Origin of the sequence: Wolbachia endosymbiont of Onchocerca volvulus str. Cameroon, from assembly GCF_000530755.1 — a bacterium.
GTDB lineage: Bacteria > Pseudomonadota > Alphaproteobacteria > Rickettsiales > Anaplasmataceae > Wolbachia.
Map to the genome: position 1 here is coordinate 864,073 of NZ_HG810405.1, position 19,932 is coordinate 884,004.

16 protein-coding genes and 2 tRNA genes are annotated in these 19,932 nt (G+C 33.1%); 12 read left to right on the plus strand and 6 right to left on the minus strand.

The genetic code is table 11. From position 1 onward, the window contains the following. The first annotated feature begins 181 nt into the window (after positions 1-181). From WOVOC_RS03675 to thyX, 6 genes are all read left to right on the plus strand, one after another. Positions 182-1,756: a penicillin-binding transpeptidase domain-containing protein gene (locus tag WOVOC_RS03675; protein WP_025264344.1), complete on the plus strand. Its 1,575-nt coding sequence runs from the start codon at positions 182-184 to the stop codon at positions 1,754-1,756. A 95-nt stretch (positions 1,757-1,851) separates the two neighbouring features. Continuing rightward, on the plus strand, positions 1,852-3,042 hold the full coding sequence (locus WOVOC_RS04355) for a hypothetical protein (RefSeq protein WP_025264345.1): 1,191 nt from the start codon (positions 1,852-1,854) through the stop codon (positions 3,040-3,042). Positions 3,043-3,142: 100 nt separating this feature from the next. Next, the gene (gene proS / locus WOVOC_RS03685) at positions 3,143-4,420 is read left to right on the plus strand and encodes a proline--tRNA ligase (protein ID WP_025264346.1); all 1,278 of its coding nucleotides are present in this window, start codon (positions 3,143-3,145) and stop codon (positions 4,418-4,420) included. Next, positions 4,417-4,794, plus strand: a complete 378-nt coding sequence (locus tag WOVOC_RS03690; protein WP_025264347.1) for a holo-[acyl-carrier-protein] synthase — start codon at positions 4,417-4,419, stop codon at positions 4,792-4,794. The genes proS and WOVOC_RS03690 overlap by 4 nt, the downstream gene beginning before the upstream one ends. Positions 4,795-4,851: 57 nt before the next feature. After that, positions 4,852-6,132, plus strand: a complete 1,281-nt coding sequence (gene murA / locus WOVOC_RS03695) for a UDP-N-acetylglucosamine 1-carboxyvinyltransferase (protein ID WP_025264348.1) — start codon at positions 4,852-4,854, stop codon at positions 6,130-6,132. A gap of 9 nt (positions 6,133-6,141) precedes the next feature. Then, positions 6,142-7,005, plus strand: a complete 864-nt coding sequence (gene thyX / locus WOVOC_RS03700) for an FAD-dependent thymidylate synthase (RefSeq protein ID WP_025264349.1) — start codon at positions 6,142-6,144, stop codon at positions 7,003-7,005. 90 nt (positions 7,006-7,095) lie between these two features. On the opposite strand, the gene WOVOC_RS03705 is transcribed toward thyX, so the two are convergent. The 4 genes from WOVOC_RS03705 to WOVOC_RS03720 all read right to left on the minus strand — a co-directional run bounded on the left by WOVOC_RS03705 (position 7,096) and on the right by WOVOC_RS03720 (position 8,868). Beyond that, positions 7,096-7,284, minus strand: a complete 189-nt coding sequence (locus tag WOVOC_RS03705) for a hypothetical protein (RefSeq protein ID WP_025264350.1) — start codon at positions 7,282-7,284, stop codon at positions 7,096-7,098. 127 nt (positions 7,285-7,411) lie between these two features. Then, positions 7,412-7,726, minus strand: coding sequence for a hypothetical protein (locus tag WOVOC_RS04360; protein ID WP_025264351.1), 315 nt, complete (start codon positions 7,724-7,726; stop codon positions 7,412-7,414). A 310-nt stretch (positions 7,727-8,036) separates the two neighbouring features. Further along, positions 8,037-8,210, minus strand: coding sequence for a hypothetical protein (locus tag WOVOC_RS04685; RefSeq protein ID WP_155981154.1), 174 nt, complete (start codon positions 8,208-8,210; stop codon positions 8,037-8,039). A gap of 585 nt (positions 8,211-8,795) precedes the next feature. Next, a tRNA-Val gene (locus WOVOC_RS03720) sits at positions 8,796-8,868 on the minus strand. A gap of 145 nt (positions 8,869-9,013) precedes the next feature. Here WOVOC_RS03720 and gyrA point away from each other — a divergent pair. Both gyrA and petA read left to right on the plus strand, forming a co-directional pair. After that, entirely contained in the window at positions 9,014-11,719 is a 2,706-nt protein-coding gene (gene gyrA, locus WOVOC_RS03725; protein WP_025264352.1) for a DNA gyrase subunit A, read from the plus strand. A gap of 108 nt (positions 11,720-11,827) precedes the next feature. Continuing rightward, a complete protein-coding gene (gene petA, locus WOVOC_RS03730; protein ID WP_025264353.1) occupies positions 11,828-12,427 on the plus strand; it encodes a ubiquinol-cytochrome c reductase iron-sulfur subunit in 600 nt (199 codons plus the stop codon). 50 nt (positions 12,428-12,477) lie between these two features. Here the strand turns inward: petA and WOVOC_RS03735 are convergent, their stop codons facing one another. Beyond that, positions 12,478-13,626: a SurA N-terminal domain-containing protein gene (locus WOVOC_RS03735; protein ID WP_025264354.1), complete on the minus strand. Its 1,149-nt coding sequence runs from the start codon at positions 13,624-13,626 to the stop codon at positions 12,478-12,480. Between the two features lie 231 nt (positions 13,627-13,857). On the opposite strand from WOVOC_RS03735, the gene mnmE reads away from it, so the two are divergent. Further along, positions 13,858-15,222: a tRNA uridine-5-carboxymethylaminomethyl(34) synthesis GTPase MnmE gene (mnmE, locus tag WOVOC_RS03740; protein ID WP_025264355.1), complete on the plus strand. Its 1,365-nt coding sequence runs from the start codon at positions 13,858-13,860 to the stop codon at positions 15,220-15,222. 47 nt (positions 15,223-15,269) lie between these two features. Then, positions 15,270-15,357 (plus strand) — tRNA-Ser (locus WOVOC_RS03745). A 40-nt stretch (positions 15,358-15,397) separates the two neighbouring features. Here WOVOC_RS03745 and tmk read toward each other — a convergent pair. Next, the gene (gene tmk, locus WOVOC_RS03750) at positions 15,398-16,006 is read right to left on the minus strand and encodes a dTMP kinase (RefSeq protein ID WP_025264356.1); all 609 of its coding nucleotides are present in this window, start codon (positions 16,004-16,006) and stop codon (positions 15,398-15,400) included. 112 nt (positions 16,007-16,118) lie between these two features. Between tmk and WOVOC_RS03755 the strand changes: the two genes are divergently transcribed. Continuing rightward, complete coding sequence (locus tag WOVOC_RS03755) at positions 16,119-16,682, plus strand: thioredoxin family protein (RefSeq protein ID WP_025264357.1); 564 nt, start codon at positions 16,119-16,121, stop codon at positions 16,680-16,682. A 12-nt stretch (positions 16,683-16,694) separates the two neighbouring features. Next, complete coding sequence (locus WOVOC_RS03760) at positions 16,695-18,413, plus strand: monovalent cation:proton antiporter-2 (CPA2) family protein (RefSeq protein ID WP_025264358.1); 1,719 nt, start codon at positions 16,695-16,697, stop codon at positions 18,411-18,413. Positions 18,414-19,932 lie beyond the last annotated feature (1,519 nt).

The following is a 19,932-nucleotide window of genomic DNA, read 5'->3' on the forward strand; positions in this document are numbered from 1 at the left end:
TGTTAAGTAACTTTTGCATCTCCTATGAGCTACTTAGCTTATAGTTGATGTACGTCAAATGACATCTTCGTACTTCATTGCTATAATATTCAATACACTATCTTTATAAATCATATAGTTATGTATCGAAGTTTTTCGTTCTTTTGTATTCGTACCACAAAGCTATGTTTGAAGAGATTCTATGCGAACAAAAAACAAAGTCTTTAACCGCAGGGCATTTATACTAGGTGGTATCCAACTTACCATTTCTGCGATTTTCAGTTGCAGATTATATAATTTACAAATACAAAACAGAAAAAAATATGAAGCACTATCTAACAATAATAGGATACGAATCGCTACTATTGTACCTATGCGAGGCAGAATTTTAGATAGGAATGGCATTGAGCTTGCAGCAAACAAAATTTCTTATGTTGTTTCATTTAATGGGCAAAAGGCTTCTAACAAAGAAGTCGATTTGCAAACATTATCAGAAATTGAATCTAAGATAGCAAAGTCGTCACAAATAAAAGTAACCGCTTTTTATAAACGTTATTATCCTTTCGGTTCAATATGCTCTCATACACTAGGGTATACAAAAAAACAGCAAGGCACGAGTGAGACAGGAGTAAGTGGTATTGAATATACATACGATAATATATTAAAAGGTGAGCCAGGAAAGTCTGAGCAGGAAGTCAATTCTAAAAACCGTGTCATGAGAGAATTGTTGAATATACCACAGCAGAACGGTCAAGATGTACAGTTGACAATTGACATTGATTTGCAAAAAAAAATTGCAGAAATATTTAAAGATTACAATGGCTCTGTAGTTGTAATCGACGTAAATAATGGAGAAATTTTAGCGTTATATAATTCACCCTCTTATGACAATAATCTCTTTACTAGCAAATTATCGAATGAAACTTTGGAAAGCCTAAATGCTCCTTCATTACCACTTATAAATCGTGCACTATCATACCAAATTCCACCTGGCTCAATATTTAAGATAATAGTTGCACTTGCAGGTTTAAAAGATGGAATAATTATCCCAGAAGAAAAATTTTCATGTAATGGTTATATGAAAATAGGTGAACGGAGATTCCGTTGCTTGCAAAGTAAAATTCACGGATGTGTGTCTTTGAATGAAGCAATGGTTCTCTCATGTAACACTTACTTTTATAATATAGGGAAAAAAATAAGTGTAGACTCTCTAGTAGAAATGGCCAGAAAATTTGGTATTGGTAGTGGTCCACTAATTGAAACATTTAAGGAAGAAGCTCCAGGATTGTTGCCTGATAGAGATTGGCGTTCACAAAAGCTATACTCAGAATGGTATTTAGGCGATACTATAAACTTAGTTATAGGACAAGGATATTTGCTCACAACACCACTACAGCTTGCAGTCCTTGCAGCAAGAATTGCAACAGGGAAAAAGGTAATTCCCTACATTAAAACAAGTAAAACGATACGAGATTTTCCTAATATTAATATAGATTATGAGCATCTTAGAATAGTTCAAAAAGCTATGTCTGATATGGTGAATTCTAAAATTGGAGTCTATAGAAGAAGGCTTGTACTTACAAGCAATATACAAATCGCCGGTAAAACTGGTACACCAGAAATAAACTCCAAGGGTGAAAGTCACAAACTATTTATCGCTTATGGCCCTTATCATGACCCACGCTACGCAGTCTCTGTATTTACAGAATATGGTAAAGCTCCACGCCAGGATATTACTATAGCTAATGAGATATTACAACACATGTTTAAAAAGTGATTTTTACAAAGATTAACTTATTTAACTTATCTATAAACCATTGACAACTGTTTATAGCTTTGTTATCATTAGCATTGTGTTAATAGTGAGAGAAAATGTATATATCCACTACTACGCTATCAAAAGGTAGTACAAATCACTGGGAACTTATCAAAACTAAGTTAACTGTATTTCAACCTTTAATTACTATTTTAGCATCATCTGCATTAAGTTTTACAGCTGGTCAATATCTTCCTTGCATCACTACAACAATTTCTAATTCTAATGTCAATACAGTAGCTCCTTTAACAATTTTTATTGTTTTTGCAGTTGCTACACTGGTTTTAGTAGCATACCTTATCAAACTCAGTATTTCTAAAGTTAGTAATAAAAAAGAAGTAAGTCTCAGTAGAGGAACCTTCAAAGAGGAACAGCAAACAAAAAAAATGATAAAAAAATCATTGCTTGAAAAGCGATCAATTGAAGAAAGTTTTAATAAAACTATTAAGAGGCAAAGTAGTGAATCACAAATAAAAGTTGATAGTGATATTGATTTGAAGAATAAATCAAGTATATACACTTCTACACAGCTTTCATTAGCTCCTGACACAGCTGTTTCACAAACTGATGCTGCAGGATCACCACACAGTGCTGCTACGCAGTTTTCTCTTACTTCAAGCTTAAGTGAAATCCTTTCATCAAAAAAAGTTAATGGCCCTAACATGCTTGAAGCTGGAATTGGTAATGATACCAAACAAGGAAGCAGTAAAGATATTTTACTCGAGCAGATAAAAAAAGGAGTTAAGTTAAGGCACACTAAAAACACAAATGTACAGCAAAAGCAGTCTGGTACTACTGATCAAAATCAAGATATGGTTTTGATTCTTAATATCGCACTTGCACGGAGGAGAATAGCAATCAAATCCTCAGACAGTGAAAGTGAGTGTTCTAGTTTTAACAGTAGTTCAGGTTGGAGTACAGATGAAGAAAGACCGAAAAAAAAGAGGCTAACAAAACACAAGGAAAAGTATACACCTCAAGCTCTCCCATCAGACAATGAAAAAGGAAACATAACTCCTGAAAGTGGTTATAGGTCCGGTGACGACATCAAGCCTGAACTCGCATCATTATTACACTCTACACTAAAAACAGATAAGCCTTCTGTGTCACCAAAGCCAACCAATTTACAAATGAGATCTAAAATTTCTCTTATAAAGGAAAAGAGTAATACAGATCTAGTGAATAGTGAGGTACAAGATCCATCTACTCTTTCTTTTAAAGAACGTATGAGTCGATTCAGAAATTAGAAGAAAAGAAAAAAGATATAACACACTTTCTTATCTTTAAAATAAGTTTACTTACAAATCTGATCGTATTAAGATTATCTAATATAATCAAATCTATTAAGTGCGCTTATCTAAATATTACTTACCAACTTTAAAAGAAACTCCTACTGATACTGAGATTACTTCTCATCAATATTCGATACGCGCAGGTTTAGTAAAGCAAATAGCATCTGGCATTTATTCTTGGTTGCCACTTGGCCTTTTAGTGCTTAAAAATATTGAAGGTATAATCAGAGATGAAATGGATAAGTCTGGCGCCATTGAAGTATTAATGCCTTGTGTACAGCCGGCAAATCTTTGGCAAGAGTCAGAACGTTACAATAATTACGGCAAGGAGATGTTACGTATTAAGGACAGGTATGAGAGCAATATGCTTTTTGGTCCAACTCATGAGGAGGTAGCAACTGATTTGATTAGAGGCATGGTAAAGAGTTATAAAAATTTGCCACTTTGTTTATATCAAATTCAGTGGAAGTTTCGTGACGAAGTAAGACCACGTTATGGTATTATGAGAGGTAGGGAATTTTTGATGAAAGATGCATATAGTTTCGATACAGACTATAAAAATGCACTGAATTCATATAATTCAATGTACAAAACTTATATAAAAATTTTCAAGCGCATGGGATTCACTCCAATTGTAGTTAGGGCAGATACTGGACTAATTGGAGGAAATTTAAGCCACGAGTTTCATATATTGGCAAGCACAGGTGAAAGCACTTTATATTATGACAATAAACTTCCTGAATTACTGAAAAATGAAGATGTTGAAAGTTTAAAGAGCATATACGCAGTTGCAGATAATATACATCATACTAAAACTTGCCCTATACCACAAGAACAGTTAAGCCTTAGCAAAGGTATCGAAATAGGTCATATTTTTTACTTCGGAAATAAATATTCAAAGCCAATGAACGCAAAAGTTACTACACAAGATGGAAAAAATGTTAATATACATATGGGCTCGTACGGCATTGGAGTTTCAAGGCTTGTTGGTGCGATAATAGAAGCTTTCCATGATGATAAAGGAATTATCTGGCCAGAAGCGATAGCTCCCTTCAGAATTGGCTTAATTAACCTACAAATAAAAACTGGTAAATGTGTAGAGATTGCAAACAAAATATACAAAACTTTGAAAAGCGATAAAGTGCTTTACGATGATACAGAAGAAAGCATAGGAGTGAAATTTGCTAGAATGGATCTGATAGGCCTGCCATGGCAGATAATTGTTGGAAAGAAGGCAGTAAGTGAAAATTTAGTTGAAATAAAAAATAGAGTAACTGGAGAAGTGAAAGAAATTCAGATTGAAGAAGCAATAAATCGCTTTACCACAGAATGATACGTGGTATTGGTATTGATATAGTATATATATCAAGAATATTGAAGATACTGCAGAAGTATGAGGAAAAATTCCTCAATAAAATCTACACTAAGCAGGAAATAGAGATAAGCAGAAAGTACAAAAGTCAAAAAATACGTGCAAAATATTTTGCTAAGCGCTTTGCAGCAAAGGAGGCTTTTGTTAAGGCGTTAGGTAGTGGATTCAGCCAGGGCATTACAATGAAAGATATAGAAATATATAGCGATTCAAGAGGGAAGCCATATCTTACCATTAGCAAGGATTTTATCTCCAAAGACTGCATATTGCATCTTTCTCTAAGTGATGATGGAGATTACGCTATTGCGTTTGTTATAATCTGCAATGATAGGTAAAGTTTGCCTTTTATTATCGATTTACTATACTTATTCGGTAAGGTTTATTTTATTTGAATGCATAAAATATTAGTAAAGAATAATTGTAAGCCCTTGGTTGGAGAAATTAAGATTAACGGTTCAAAGAATGCTATTTTACCGATAATGGCGGCAAGCCTATTAAGCAGTTCTTCAGTAACTTTACATAACGTACCTAATCTAATTGACGTACATCTGATGTCTGAACTGCTCGAAAAGCTTGGAGCGAAGGTAAACTTTATGTACAATAAAGGCTATAAAGCAAATCATATTTTTGAAATTGATTGTAGCAATATCAATAATTACATAATATCACATGAAACTGCAAGTAAGCTACGAGCATCTTTTCTAATGCTGGGTCCAATTCTCAGTAGATTTGGTAAAATTACAACGGTCTTCCCTGGTGGATGTAATATTGGAAAACGTCCCGTTGATATGCACATCAAAGCATTAGAAGCAATGGGAGCTGAAATTGAAATTGATGGTTGTAATATAATTGTAGCAGTGAAAGGAAAACTAAAAGGGAAAGAGATTACATTCGAGAAGACAAGCGTTGGCGCAACAGAAAATATAATAATGGCAGCAACCCTTGCAGAAGGGGTGACAACAATAAACAATGCTGCAACAGAGCCAGAAATTGTGGATTTAATAGAATTTCTAAAGAAAATGGGAGCTAATATTAAAATCAACAATAAAAAAATTACAATAACAGGAGTTGAGGCATTAAATGGATGTGTCCATAAAATAATATTAGATCGTATAGAAGCTGGTACATATGCACTAGCTGCTATAATAACTGGTGGTGAGTTGACGTTAAAAGGAATAAATCTATCTGATATAAGATGCATTGCAAATGAGTTGGAAACCATAGGAGCTAAGATCGAATTACTTGATCAAGGTATTACTGTTTCTAGAAAAAGCTGTTTTATTAAATCTATCAACGTCGCAACAGATTCGTACCCTAATTTTCCCAGTGACATGCAACCACAACTTATGTCCACAATGTGCATTGCTGATGGAACATCTGTCATTGAAGAAAACATTTTTGAGAACAGGTTCACACATACAAGTGAGTTGAGAAAATTAGGTGCTAACATAAACATAAAGAAAAACAAAGCTACTATAAACGGAATAAAAAGCTTATACGGAGCTAATAATCTATATGCTACTGACCTGAGGTCAACAGCGGCTCTGATACTCGCTTCTTTGGTAGCTAGAGGAGAAACTACGATAAGTAATTTAGATCACTTATGGAGGGGATATGAAGTAATGCATGAAAAACTCAATTCATGCGGAGCTGATATTTCCATTTTATCTTAAAAACATGTTATGAATGAGGAACGTTATTTAACTAAGCGAACTACAGTGAAAGAAATGGACGAAATTCTATACAAAAAATACAAAGTATTAGATCATGGATTTATTCGGGTAATAGATTATATGGGCTCTGATAGTGCTATACTACAAGCTGCTCGTGTCTCTTATGGAAAAGGAACAAAACAGATAAATCAAGATGAAGCACTTATAAAATATTTGATGAGACATTACCATACAACTCCATTTGAAATGTGTGAAATTAAGTTTCACGTGAAACTCCCGATTTTTGTTGCAAGACAATGGATAAGACATAGGACTGCAAATGTGAATGAATATTCTGCAAGATACTCAATACTCGATCATGAGTTTTATATACCAAAAGCAGAACAGATCGCAAAACAATCTGATAATAACAAACAAGGCAGAGGCAAAGCTTTTGACTTAAACACTTCAAAAAAAATAATAGATTCTTTAATAAATGACTCTAATCTAGCATATTCTCATTATGAGAAGTTTATTGAACAAGGGCTTGCAAGGGAAATTGCTCGAACTAATTTAACGCTTAATTACTACACACAATTTTATTGGAAAGTAGATCTACATAACCTCTTTCACTTTTTGAAGCTCAGAATTGACAAACATGCTCAATACGAAATCAGGGTCTATGCAGAAATTATGTTAGATATAATAAAGGAGTGGGTACCGATAGCTCACAGTGCTTTCATTGAATATTGCTTAGAGTCAGCTTACATTCCAAGATCTGGCCTAGAAGTAATTCGCAAGCTGATTAAAGGAGAAAATGTTACTAGAGAAGAAAGTGGAATCAGCAAAAGAGAATGGAACGAGCTAATGTCCATGCTTTATAAGCAATCTTGAAGATTATGCATCAGCTTTTTTACCATTAATTCTCGTTTGTTTTTATATTATATTAATCATCGCTTTTATAGAACACCTCATTAAAATTACTTATATTCCCAAATCCTGGCCTTTAATAAACAAATGATTATTTGCAATATAAGCCTCAGAAAGAGTAACCAGCTTTTTATCAAGCTCAGAACCCTGTACATAAACTTTATTATATAGAGCAGTCATTTTATCGCAATCACATTTTTCAGTAATATACTGACTACTTAAGTTTTGATAAAAATTATCCATACCTTGATTTTGAGCTTACAGTATTGCTTGACACTTTCCCATCTCAATAGGACTTCCTACTCCGATTTTTAAATCGTGGGTTAAATTTTTTTCTATATTATCATCTTTCATATCTCTGATAATACTATTATAGCAGCTTCTTTCTGTTCGTTTTTATCTTCTTCAACTTCTCTTTTCTCCCAAGCTTAACTTTGCTTTCTATTGAAACTTCTTCGTTCATAAAACTATCACTAAGTACAACTTCTACATTTACCTGATTGTTACCTTCTTTAAATCCGTCAGATAATTTTTCAGATAATCGATTATCACTAAAAGATGGTCCACCGTTTAAATGCTTAGCATAGTTATCATAATTCAATTCATATATTGAATAAAACCCGCTTTCAAGTTCAGGATAAGAGCTTTTATTGAAAATAAAAAATAAATTTCTGTAGTCAAGCAATATGTCATAACTAGAGCTGATACAATGTAAATATTTGTTATCTTCATACTTCTGTTATATAATACTTACTTGCATCGAGGACTATCTAATTACTTCCTTTGTCAAGCTGTAAAACTGCTGTGGAGCAGGCGTTGCTCATATTATGGCCTTTTCTACTTTAAACAAAATAACTTTACCTTTTTTTATAAGCCTTTAACTTCTTACTCTTTCGATCTAACCCTTCTTCTGCTTATCTTTCCTCTCTTACCAATTTTAGTTCTTCTTCAGCAATTTTGTTTTGCATCTGTAAAAATATATCTTGTGTGGTTAATCAACTCTTGTTACCTAGAAAAGTATCTAACACATTCAATGCAATCGGTAACAATTCACTTCCGTCATCAAAACTTCTTTCTTGTACCTTATTATAGAGGTTAGGGTTATAAATTGCATACCATAGGTAAAATCCATAGTCTACTATCTTTCCTTCATCCAATGATATCTCCATTGAGAACTTGTAATAATTGAGTGAAAGATTAAATATTAAATATCTACCATCATCATTGTTAATATACAGTTAACTTCTACCATTAAATTCACTATATTTATTATAATAGATATAGAATTTTCACGATTAAGATTCAGGCTTATCTAAGCTATCAAATTGAACTATACTGTTAAGTCTCTCACGCAAAAGATTTTTGCTTTCGTTCGCAAGCTTCACACTTCAAAAAGTAATATTATAGGCTTGCCTTCTTCTATCTCAAAGTTCAAAATAATTGTATCTTTAATCATTAGTGTTTTCTATAAATTGAATAAGTCTATTAATTATATAACGTGTACATGAAAAATATGTTAAAGTTAAGTTTCTTTATACCTAAGTAAGGTAATTACAATTTATCATTTCAGCACACACCGTATAATTTCATAAACATTTACTTTTATTAAGATAACTCGCATAAGCAAAAGGTATCATTCAGTGCCTAGGAATTTTTGTACCTTCTAGCTTAAGTAGATACTATAATATATAGTAATAATAAAGCTAAGTAAAATGCATTTATACAATATTATAGTTATCCAAAATCAACACTAATGGGCAATGACAGGCTTGAACTGCCGACCTTCTCGGTGTAAACGAGATGCTCTACCGGCTGAGCTAATTGCCCCTTCAATAACATTAAAATACTATTCTATAACTCAATATTATTGTTGTAAACAAAAAGTAGAATCAAATGCAGCCTGGTTCCTAGTTGACCATTTACTTAACTAAATGTTAATATTGAAATTGCTTTGATCAAAAAAATGTAAAAAATGCAAAATAATATAGTACCAGTCTCAATAGTAAAAGAGTTAGAAGATTCTTATCTCTCCTATGCAATGAGCGTAATTATAAGCCGGGCTATACCTGACGTGCGAGATGGGTTTAAACCAGTCCATAGACGCATATTGTATGCGATGTCAAGAGCCGGATATGACGCTGGTAGGCCATATAAAAAGGCCGCTCGTATAGTTGGGGATGTAATGGGAAAATATCACCCACATGGTGATATGGCTATTTATGACTCCTTAGTTAGAATGGCCCAAGATTTCTCTCTACTTTTACCACTTATTGATGGACAAGGTAACTTCGGTTCAATAGATGGAGATCCACCAGCTTCGATGCGATATACAGAAGCAAGGCTTCATAGAATGTCACACTTTCTATTGAATGATATTGATGAAGATACGGTTGACTTTAGGCCAAATTATGATGGAAATGAAACAGAGCCTGTAGTATTACCTGCAGAGTTTCCAAATCTATTAGTAAACGGTGCAAGTGGCGTTGCAGTTGGCATGGCAACTAATATTCCTTCCCATAATCTTGGCGAGATAATCGATGCCTGTATATTATATATAGATAACCCTAAAGTTACTCTAGACGAGCTACTTGAAGTGATACCTGGTCCGGATTTTCCAACTGGAGGAACGATCCTTGGCAAGTCTGGAATAAGGTCAGCGTTTGCCACAGGTCGAGGTTCAATTATCGTACAAGGCAAAACCCATATAGAGGATCTACCACAGGATAAACAAGCAATAGTTATTGATGAAATACCTTATCAAGTAAATAAAGTAAAACTAATTGAGAAAATAGGTGAGCTCGTAAAAGAAAAGAAAATTGATGGTATAACAGGAATTAGAGACGAGTCTGATAAGACTGGCATTAGGGTAGTGATTGATCTTAGAAAAAACACTGCAGCAGACTTCGTACTCAATCAAATGCTGGGACTTACTCCCTTAAGAAGTAGTTTTAGTGTTAACACTTTAGTTCTCAATAATAACAGACCTGCTTTAATGTCATTAAAAGAAATCATAGCAGCTTTTGTTGATTTTAGAAAAGAAGCATTAACAAGAAGAACAGAATTCCGTCTAAGAAAAATTAGAGAAAAAGCTCATATATATATAGGGCTCTACATTGCGGTCTTGAATATAGATGAAGTAATAAAAATTATTCGTGGTGCAAAAGATCCTGAAAAAGCAAGTGAAGAGCTTTTGAATCAAGAATGGAAAACTTCAGCTGAAATAAACACAATTATTGAACTAATTTCAGATAGCATGAGTTTTTTAAAAGATGGAGTGTATTATAGATTAACCGAGCTACAGGTAAAAGCTATTCTTGACATGAAATTGCAGCGTTTAACTGGCCTTGAAAAAAGTAAATTAGAATCTGAGCTAAATTTAACGGTCAACTTGATAAAAGAATATATCGCTTTTCTCGGTTCAGAAAAAAAATTAATGAAAGAAATAAAAAATAATTTACAAGAAATAAAGAACAGATTTGCCGTATCACGAAAAACTACAATAGAAGAATCAGATACAGATATTGAAGCCGAAGATCTCATTCCAAAAGAGGATATGGTAGTAACCGTAACTATGAATGGCTATATTAAGCGCGTGAAACTCTCTCACTACAGAACTCAGCGTCGTGGTGGAAAAGGGAAATTAGGACAAGGATTAAAAGAAGAAGATGTAATCACAAAACTATTTGTTGGAAATACTCACACTAGTCTTCTATTCTTTTCCAACATTGGTCGAGTCTATAGACTAAAAGTTTATAAGTTACCACTCGCAGAACCAACTGCACGTGGAAGAGCGCTTGTTAATATATTTCCTCTTACTGATGGTGAAACAATCACCAATATAATGCCGTTGCCAAGTGAGAGTGACGAAAATCAGAATATAGTCTTTGCCACTGCTCATGGAAACATAAGACGCAACTCTTTAGCGGACTTTGATTATATTCCAAATAATGGGAAAATAGCAATAAAACTCAATGAAGGAGATAAACTAATATCGGTTAAAGTATGTAATGAAATTGATCATGTCTTACTTTCAACAACGCTTGGAAAAGGTATCAGATTTGTCGTAAGCGATGTGCGCCGATTTAAAAGCCGCAATTCAGATGGCGTAAGAGGTATAAAACTTGCAAAACATGACAGCGTGATATCCATGACTATACTAAATGGCATAGGCGTCGCAACAGAAACAAAAGAGCTTTACTTAAAAATCCCACTCGCAAAAAGGCTGGAATCTGCAGTTAGTAACTCTATCAATCCTAAATTAGAAAAGACCTTGAATGATTTAGGAATAGATAATGAATTATTCTTAAAGCTCGCAATTAATGAAGAGTTTATACTAACTATAACTGAAAATGGCTTTGGTAAAAGAACTTCTGCATATGAGTATAGGGTAACCAATAGAGGCGGTGTTGGTATTACCAATATTCTTACTACTAGTAGAAACGGTAATGTTATCGCCAGCTTTCCAGTTGAACATGGTGATAATGTAATGCTCATTACAGACAAAGGAAAGTTAATTCGCATTTTGGTTAATGAAATCAGAATTACAGGACGTAGCACTCAAGGTGTCACTCTATTTAAAACAAAAAGTAAAGAGAAGGTGGTATCAGCAGCAAAGATTGAAGATCATGGTTCCACTGAAGATAGCATTTCTGAAGTTGAAGGCTCTATTTCTTTTTGATTTTGTAGTAATGCGGCAGGTGTAGCTAAAAGCAAAAAATGCAAGTTTTTGTTGATTAATCTACAGCATTTAGATTAAAATATAGACTATACAGCGAAATAGAGATTAATGAACAAGAAATTAACTAAAAGTAAAAAACCACCGGTAAGCAAGGAAAATAAAAAAATATTTCCTGTTAAAGACTCTACTAAAGATAAAAGTAGAAGAGATTTCATAATATTAACTACATGCGCTATGGCAGGCATAGGAGCTGCAAGTAGTTTTTGGCCATTGATTAAGTCTATGAACCCTTCCTCTGAAGTCTTAGCAATGTCCACAGTTGAGGTTAATTTATCTAATATTCAAGAAGGACAAGAAAAGAAAGTAAAATGGCAAGGTAAACCAGTACTTATTCGCAGACGTACAAAGCAAGAAATTGACGCTGCAAGAGCTGCCAATGTAGAAAGTCTAAGAGACCCTGAGCCAGATGAGCAAAGAGTACACAAGGGAAAAAATGAATGGTTAATTATGATAGGAATATGTACCCATCTTGGATGTGTACCAGTTAATCATGTTACAAAAGATGGTAATGGTTGGTTCTGTCCTTGTCACGGTTCATATTATGATACATCAGGCAGAGTAATTAGAGGACCTGCACCAAAAAATATGGCTATACCTAATTACTTTTTTCTAAGTGAAAATGTTGTGGTAATTGGCAAAAAAGCTTAATTGATACGTTAATAACCAACCTATACTCTATTTCGAATAATCTCCATACTTTAGCTATATTGATAACTAACAGCTACATTTTTACGCATAACCTCTAGTAACAAATTGCTTTGTGTCATAATCTTTTGTTGATATATCTGCCGTTTAACTGCTTCTATATCTACCGTATTGTTTTTAATGCCACATAACATCATCAACCTTGTGGTGCCATTTTCTCTCAATTCTACTATTTCATCCATACCTATTTTACTAAACAAAGCCTGTAAATGAGGATTTAAGCTCCGTACTTTTATTTTAAATTCCTTTGAATTTGGCAGTTTAAGATTACTTGCCAATTCATCAAAATTTAAACAATTTACCTTTTGCTTCTTGAGATTGTTCAATAAATCTTCTGAGTCTTTAACTATAATCTGTTTCAATTCTAAAGTACTTTCCAACAGCGCATAATCAAGTTGTACTTTATCTATTACTTTTATAATGGAATAGCCTTCGCTGAGATTGACTGGACCTGCTACGTCACCAGTTTCTAATCTTTCCAGAATGCCCTTGAGGTTACCTTTCAGCTGATTTAAATTAACTGTTGTTTTACGCATTTTTATTGTAGATTCTGGAACGAAGTTGTTACTATCATTGCGTAATTTCTTCACTAAATCTTCAACTGTACTATAAACACTCTCGTCTCTCCGGTTAGGAACTATAAATTCTTGAAGCATAATAAGATAATCCGGCTTTTCTATTTGCTCTCGTGCATCACTTACTTCTTTATCGCCTACATTGATAAATGGTACAATTCTCGTTTCAATGATCTTACCCCACAACAGTTGACCTTCTATCTGCTTTTTCAAAAGATTAAGGTCTATATTATATTTTTTCACATATTGATCGACTTTATCAGTCTTAATCTTAAAGTTTTGAATTAAAAATAGTATGGTAGCATTATTTAACTCTTCACTACTCAATTCTATATTTAACCTTCGCGCTTCATTGATAATGATAATTTCATCTATTAACTGCTTAAGAATTTGAAGCTTCAGTTCCCTTCCATCTTTGGTGCCAAACAATGAACTTATCAAGTTAATGCGTTTCTCAACATCTAAATTTGAAACTGGCTCACCATTTACATCTGCAACAATTTCAATTTCAACTGCAAGCAACTTAATTGGCAAGATCACCAACAACAAAATTAGTGTTTTACACATAAACAAGATTATTTACTAATAACCAATTTTATTATAAGTATAAAATTGATACTAGCTAATAAATAATTTTTAAAAATTCTCTTCATAACATATTGATAAACATTTCAACTTATTTAACATACCAATATTACATTAGTATAAACTAATAGAGTAAGAAAACTTTCAGTATTCCCAAATTAGATATTTTGATTTCTTATATGTAATATTGCTAAGAAATAAACTAGTTCATGTATGACAAATAGAGATGAAACTATCTTCGCTTTATCAACTGTATTTGGTAAATCAGGCGTTGCAGTAATTAGAATTTCAGGTAATCATGCGCTTAAAGCTTTAAGTCATTTTCATATTAAGAAAGATATTAAGCCAAGGTTTGCTACTTTAGTCGATTTATACGACGATTCAGGTCAATTAATTGACAATGGAATAATCATTTATTTTCCTGCTCCAAGCAGCTTTACAGGTGAGGACATTATAGAGCTGCAAGTGCATGGAAGCAAGGCAGTTATAAAAATAATCTTGGAGGAATTATCAAAAATTTTTGTTATGGCCAAACCTGGAGAATTTTCGCTCAGGGCTTTTCTAAATTGCAAACTTGATTTAACGCAAACAGAAGGAATCGCAGACTTGATTAATTCTGAGACAAAAATGCAAGCTAAACAAGCAATTAGGCAGATGTCAGGAGAACTAGAAAAACTATCCAACAGTTGGAGGAAGAAATTAATAACGATACAATCAAAAATCGAAGTATATATAGACTTTCCAGAAGATGTCACAATAGAAAAAAATGAACTGGAAAAAATTAATAATGAAGTGCAAGCTCTTATGCAGTCAATACAAGATCATTTAAATGATAATAGGCGAGGTGAAAGGTTACGTGAGGGTTTACATATCGTAATAACTGGTAAACCAAACGTTGGCAAATCAGCACTATTTAATTTCCTTGCTAAACGTGATATCGCTATTGTTTCTGAATATGCAGGCACAACAAGAGATGTACTTGAAGCTCATATTGACATTGGTGGATATCCAATTATCCTTTCTGATACTGCTGGAATTCGTGAAAGTTCAGATCCAATAGAATCAGAAGGTATAAGCCGAGCAAGAAAGAAGTCTTGTGAAGCTGATTTAAAAATAGAGCTATTCCCCTATAGTTCTACTGTCATTAAAACTGAAGTCCAGAAATGCATTTCAATATCAACCACTCTTATGAAACCAAGTCAAGGCAATACTATTTACGTGTTGAGCAAAGCTGATGATATCAGCAACGATCATTATATAAAAATTGATGGTATAGATTTCTTACCTATTTCTATTTTAAAAGGAACAGGTACAGAGAGACTAATTTCTGTGATTAAAGAAAAAGTAGAGGAAAAATTTGGTTACGATAAAGATACACCTGTAATTACCCGACAAAGACATAGAAATTGCATGAAGAAAGCTATAGAACATTTACAACGTTTTAGTATAGACAATCCAATTGAGCTAATGTCCGAAGATTTAAGGCTTGCTGCTTCTGAACTTGGTATGATAACAGGAATTATCAATGTTGAAGAAATATTGAGTAATATATTTAACAATTTTTGTGTAGGCAAGTGAAATTTTTATAGATTGCTTGAAATCGAATGTTATGGTAAAAAAAAAATGGACGGATGGCCGAGTGGTTTAAGGCATCAGTCTTGAAAACTGACGTACGCGGCAAGCGTACCATGGGTTCGAATCCCATTCCGTCCGTATATTCTTTTAGTCACCCATATAAATCAAGATTCTACTTTTAAAAACTAATCCTTGGAATGATAACCTTATCATAGATTTCACTATATACTTGGCTATTGTCTTTAACTTCAATTTGAGTGACAATATGGCACCTATTGGTCTTCTTCAATGCTATTTCTTGAAATCCTCTTCTAACCTTATCATAAAAACAGATATCCATCTCTTCATATTTATTTTTATAATTTACCCTGTTTAATCCAACTTGAACATCAATATCTAGAATAAACGTGATATCTGGGCATCTAATTCTTAGTAACTCATGGAGATCTTCTATCAGTTTTAAGTCAATACCTAACCCATATCCTTGATAAGCAATCGTTGAATCAATAAACCGATCACAAATTACTATTTTTCCTTCTCCTAGAGCTGGTAGTATTAATTTTTTCATATGCTCATACCTCATTGAAACAAATAGCAGAAGTTCAGAAATAGGATCAATATTGTCCCTCAAAGGTATTCCTCTTACCTTCTCTGCGAAACTACTCCCACCTGGCTCTCTAGTCAATATCACATAATTTTCACCGCAAATTTGTTTAAGACGATTTGCAAGCAACTCAGATTGTGTTGTTTTGCCAGAGCCATCTATTCCTTCAAATGTTATAAACATAAGTTCTACAATTGAAATGCTAAAAAAACATGTAAACAGTATACACAGGAATTATTTGACATTTAAGCAATAAGATCATAAACTACATATAATATATAACTCTCTTTAGGCTATGGTTGCACTGAATACTCCTAAGGTAGATTTAGACTTTACTGCAAAGGATTTTAATCTTTTAGGTGTAGATAACAAATACTATACATTAAACGACTGTCGCGGCAAAAATGGTCTTATTGTAATGTTTATATGCAACCACTGTCCTTACGTTCGATCAATCATTAGTGATCTGGTAAGCGATGTTGATTTATTAAAAAAAGTTTATCAGGTTAACACTGTTGCAGTAATGCCAAATGATGTAAATGAATATTCAGAAGACTCCTTTAAAAATATGATTAATTTCGCTAAGAAAAATAAATTTACATTTCCATATCTAATTGATAGTACACAAAAAGTAGCTAAAGAGTATAGCGCTATTTGTACCCCTGACTTTTTTGGCCTTAACGCTAATTTGAAACTTCGTTATCGCGGACGCTTCAATAATGCAAAAAAAGAAAAAGTTCAAAACTACAAAATAGGTAGTAGTGATTTATTTCAAGCTATGAAATTTATCGCAGAAACTGGTAATTCTCCAGTTAACCAAAAGCCAAGTATCGGTTGTTCAATTAAGTGGTCTCGATAGGTTAAACATCTCATGCACGGCAGCTCTCAGTATTTATTTGATATTATAATTTTACTTTCCGCTGCTGTATTTATAGTTATAGCGTTTTGGAAAATGAATATCAGTCCAGTGCTCGGTTATTTTGTTGCAGGTGCATTGATTGGCTCTCATGGACTTAATCTAATACACTCAGCTAAAGCAATGGATAATTTTGCAGAATTTGGTGTAGTTTTTCTATTATTTATCATAGGTCTTGAATTAACATTTGAACGCCTTATCGCCATGCGTATTCATGTATTTGGATTTGGCTCTCTTCAAGTGATAGTTACTATGGTAGCAATATGGTGCATTGCTCTTGCTTTTGGAGTGAATACAAATATGGCAGCAGTTATTGGTGGCGGACTTGCATTGTCCTCAACAGCAATAGTGTTGCAGGTTTTGCAGGAAAAAGGTTCTCAAGCAAGCCAAGTTGGTAGGTTGTCAATAGCAGTACTACTAATGCAAGATTTCGCAGTGGTACCTCTAATAGTATTAGTGCCCTTACTTACCAGTAACTCTGAAAATAGCCTGATAAGCTCACTAGTAGGTTCACTAATACAAGCAACTATTGCACTAGTATTGATATTTATAACTGGTAGGTTGTTGCTTAGGCCCTTATTCTCGGTTATTGCTAAAATGGAAAGCAACGAGGTCTTTATATCAACAACACTCCTAATAATACTAGGAGCAGCATTTATTACTGAGCAATTTCATTTATCAATGGCACTAGGTGCATTTGTTGCTGGATTATTAGTCGCAGAAACAGAGCACAGACATTCAGTAGAACACGCAGTGTTACCATTTAAAGATCTGTTCCTCGGCTTATTTTTCATGACTGTCGGTATGTCTATCGATATTGATCTTTTGCTTAGTAAACTACCGCTAATCACTTTATTGTCAGTCATCCTTATTGTTTTAAAAACATCCATGATATATGTATTATGTAGATTCTTTGGATTTAAAAGTGCACTTGCTATACAAGCTGGGTTGTTGCTTGCCCAAGGAGGTGAATTTGCATTTATTCTATTCCGTCTAGCAGATGAGCTAGATGTACTACCAAGTGAAATCGCTCAGGTACTCATGATGGTAACTACAGTAACTATGGCTTTCACTCCTCTTTTATCAGGACTTGGAGAGTGGATAGCAAATTCATTTAGCACTGAAAAAGTAATATTAGACGACGAAGCTGTCGAAACAGACACACAAGATCTTTACAATCATGTAATAGTTGCTGGATTTGGCAGGGTAGGATATATGGTAACAAAAATGCTTACTGCAGAGCATTTAAGCTACGTTGTTGTAGACATTCAGTCAAAAATAGTCAAAGAAGGAAAAAATGATAGCTTTCCTATATATCTTGGAGACGCTACAAGATATGAAATTTTAAAATCAGTAGGAATAGAAAGAGCCCAGGCTCTTGTGATCTCAATAAAGAACGAAGTGACTATAAAAAAGATAATCTCTCTAGTTGCAGCAAATTTCCCGCATGTAAGTATTATAATACGCCTGCCAGATCTGAGCAATGTAGAGATCTACAGAGATTTAGGAGCTAGTAAAATTATCCCTGAAACATCCGAAATGGGACTACAATTAGGTGGTGCAGCGTTGAGCTTAAGTGGAATTAGTGAAAGTGGAGTTGCATCTTTAAAAAATAGGTTCAGAAAAGGCAATTACAGTATGATAAAGGATATTAGTAGCGATATGGATGAGTGATATTTGTTCAATTCTCCTCTACTGTTCCAGTTTATAGCTAGGTTAATTTCAACACCAGCTGTGCACAGACAACTATACAAACACTGCAACATTAAAAATGAGAAACTTACTTGATAAATTTTGCCAACTTTCCTAGCATAATAATTAAAACATTTAGTTGACTTTTTATGCCTTAATAAAATTTTTAAGTTTTGACCTATAAATCTGAAATACACTTACATAGCATTTAAGACAGCAATAGAAGCACTAATACTGAAAATAGATGCTAGTTTATGAGGTTTTATCTTTTTTTTACTTAGTAAATTCCTTAAATATTAAAGCAACTTATGAACTGGTAAAAAGGTATCATTCAAGTAACTCAGAAAGGTATCACAAATATGATTAAACTGACATTCAGAGTTTAATTTATCAGCAAGCACATCAAGATAATGAGCATAAAAAGAGCTGTATTATACTAAAACACCTTTAACAAGTCCATAAAAAGCTATATCGCACAGTATAGCTACTTGATGACAAAAGAAAAAGGATACTAAGATGACAAAGAAGTAATACAGAAAATAACTGTTTTTATGGTACAATAAAGTCCGGTATTCTCTTATAAGTTTTTACACAATTGATATTTTTGAAGTATTAGCTAGTATATTTATACGATATTAGATGATATTAGATAAGTAGAAAGAATCAATTCTAAGGAACATATTGATAGTTATAGACTTTCTATGTTGGCTATGTAGTAATTTAACACAAGCAATCTAGTAAGTTTTTATAAAGTTAAATAGGGCACTACAGAGCTTTCTTTTTAAACATTGTAAATCAATGACGAAGATACAAAAAAGGATTAGTTAAGCTTACCAAACTTGATCTGTGCATGGTAATAATATTAACAATAAATGAACAAATGGTTCTAACAAACCGTAACCTCACAGAAGTTACTTTTCTTAATTTATTAGACAATAATATTAGTAATGAAGATATAAAAATTTTAGCTAATATCTGACTGATAAACTTCGAATAGTTTAACTTACTTAATAATGAAATTGATAAGGAAAGCAAAAAAGCTTTAAGTAAGTTTATATCTTCCGGTGTATCTATAAGTGACCTAGTTACTAAATTTTATTTAGATCTTAATAATAATATTTCTACAAATACAGATTACACTCATGAAACCTTAGAAAAAAATTATAGAATCCAGTTAGATAATAACAATTTCATGGAATAAGAGAAAGCATCTCTATAAACGGACCAACAACAATGATGCAGTTTTGGAATTATAAGTATGCTATAAAAACAGAACAATTCTATTTAAAGCACTGAATAAATAGAAAAACGATATAAATAAGTGTTAATATTCATTTTTAATAAAAATAATAATTATTAGATGTCGTTAGTTGCATACGAAATTGCATTTTTTTATGAGTTATCTAATTCAGACAAGTAAATGTTACTTAGATAACTACGGATTTCTTCCAGATAAGTAAAGAGGCAATATTGTTCTTGATCAGTATCTAAAAAAGAAGCC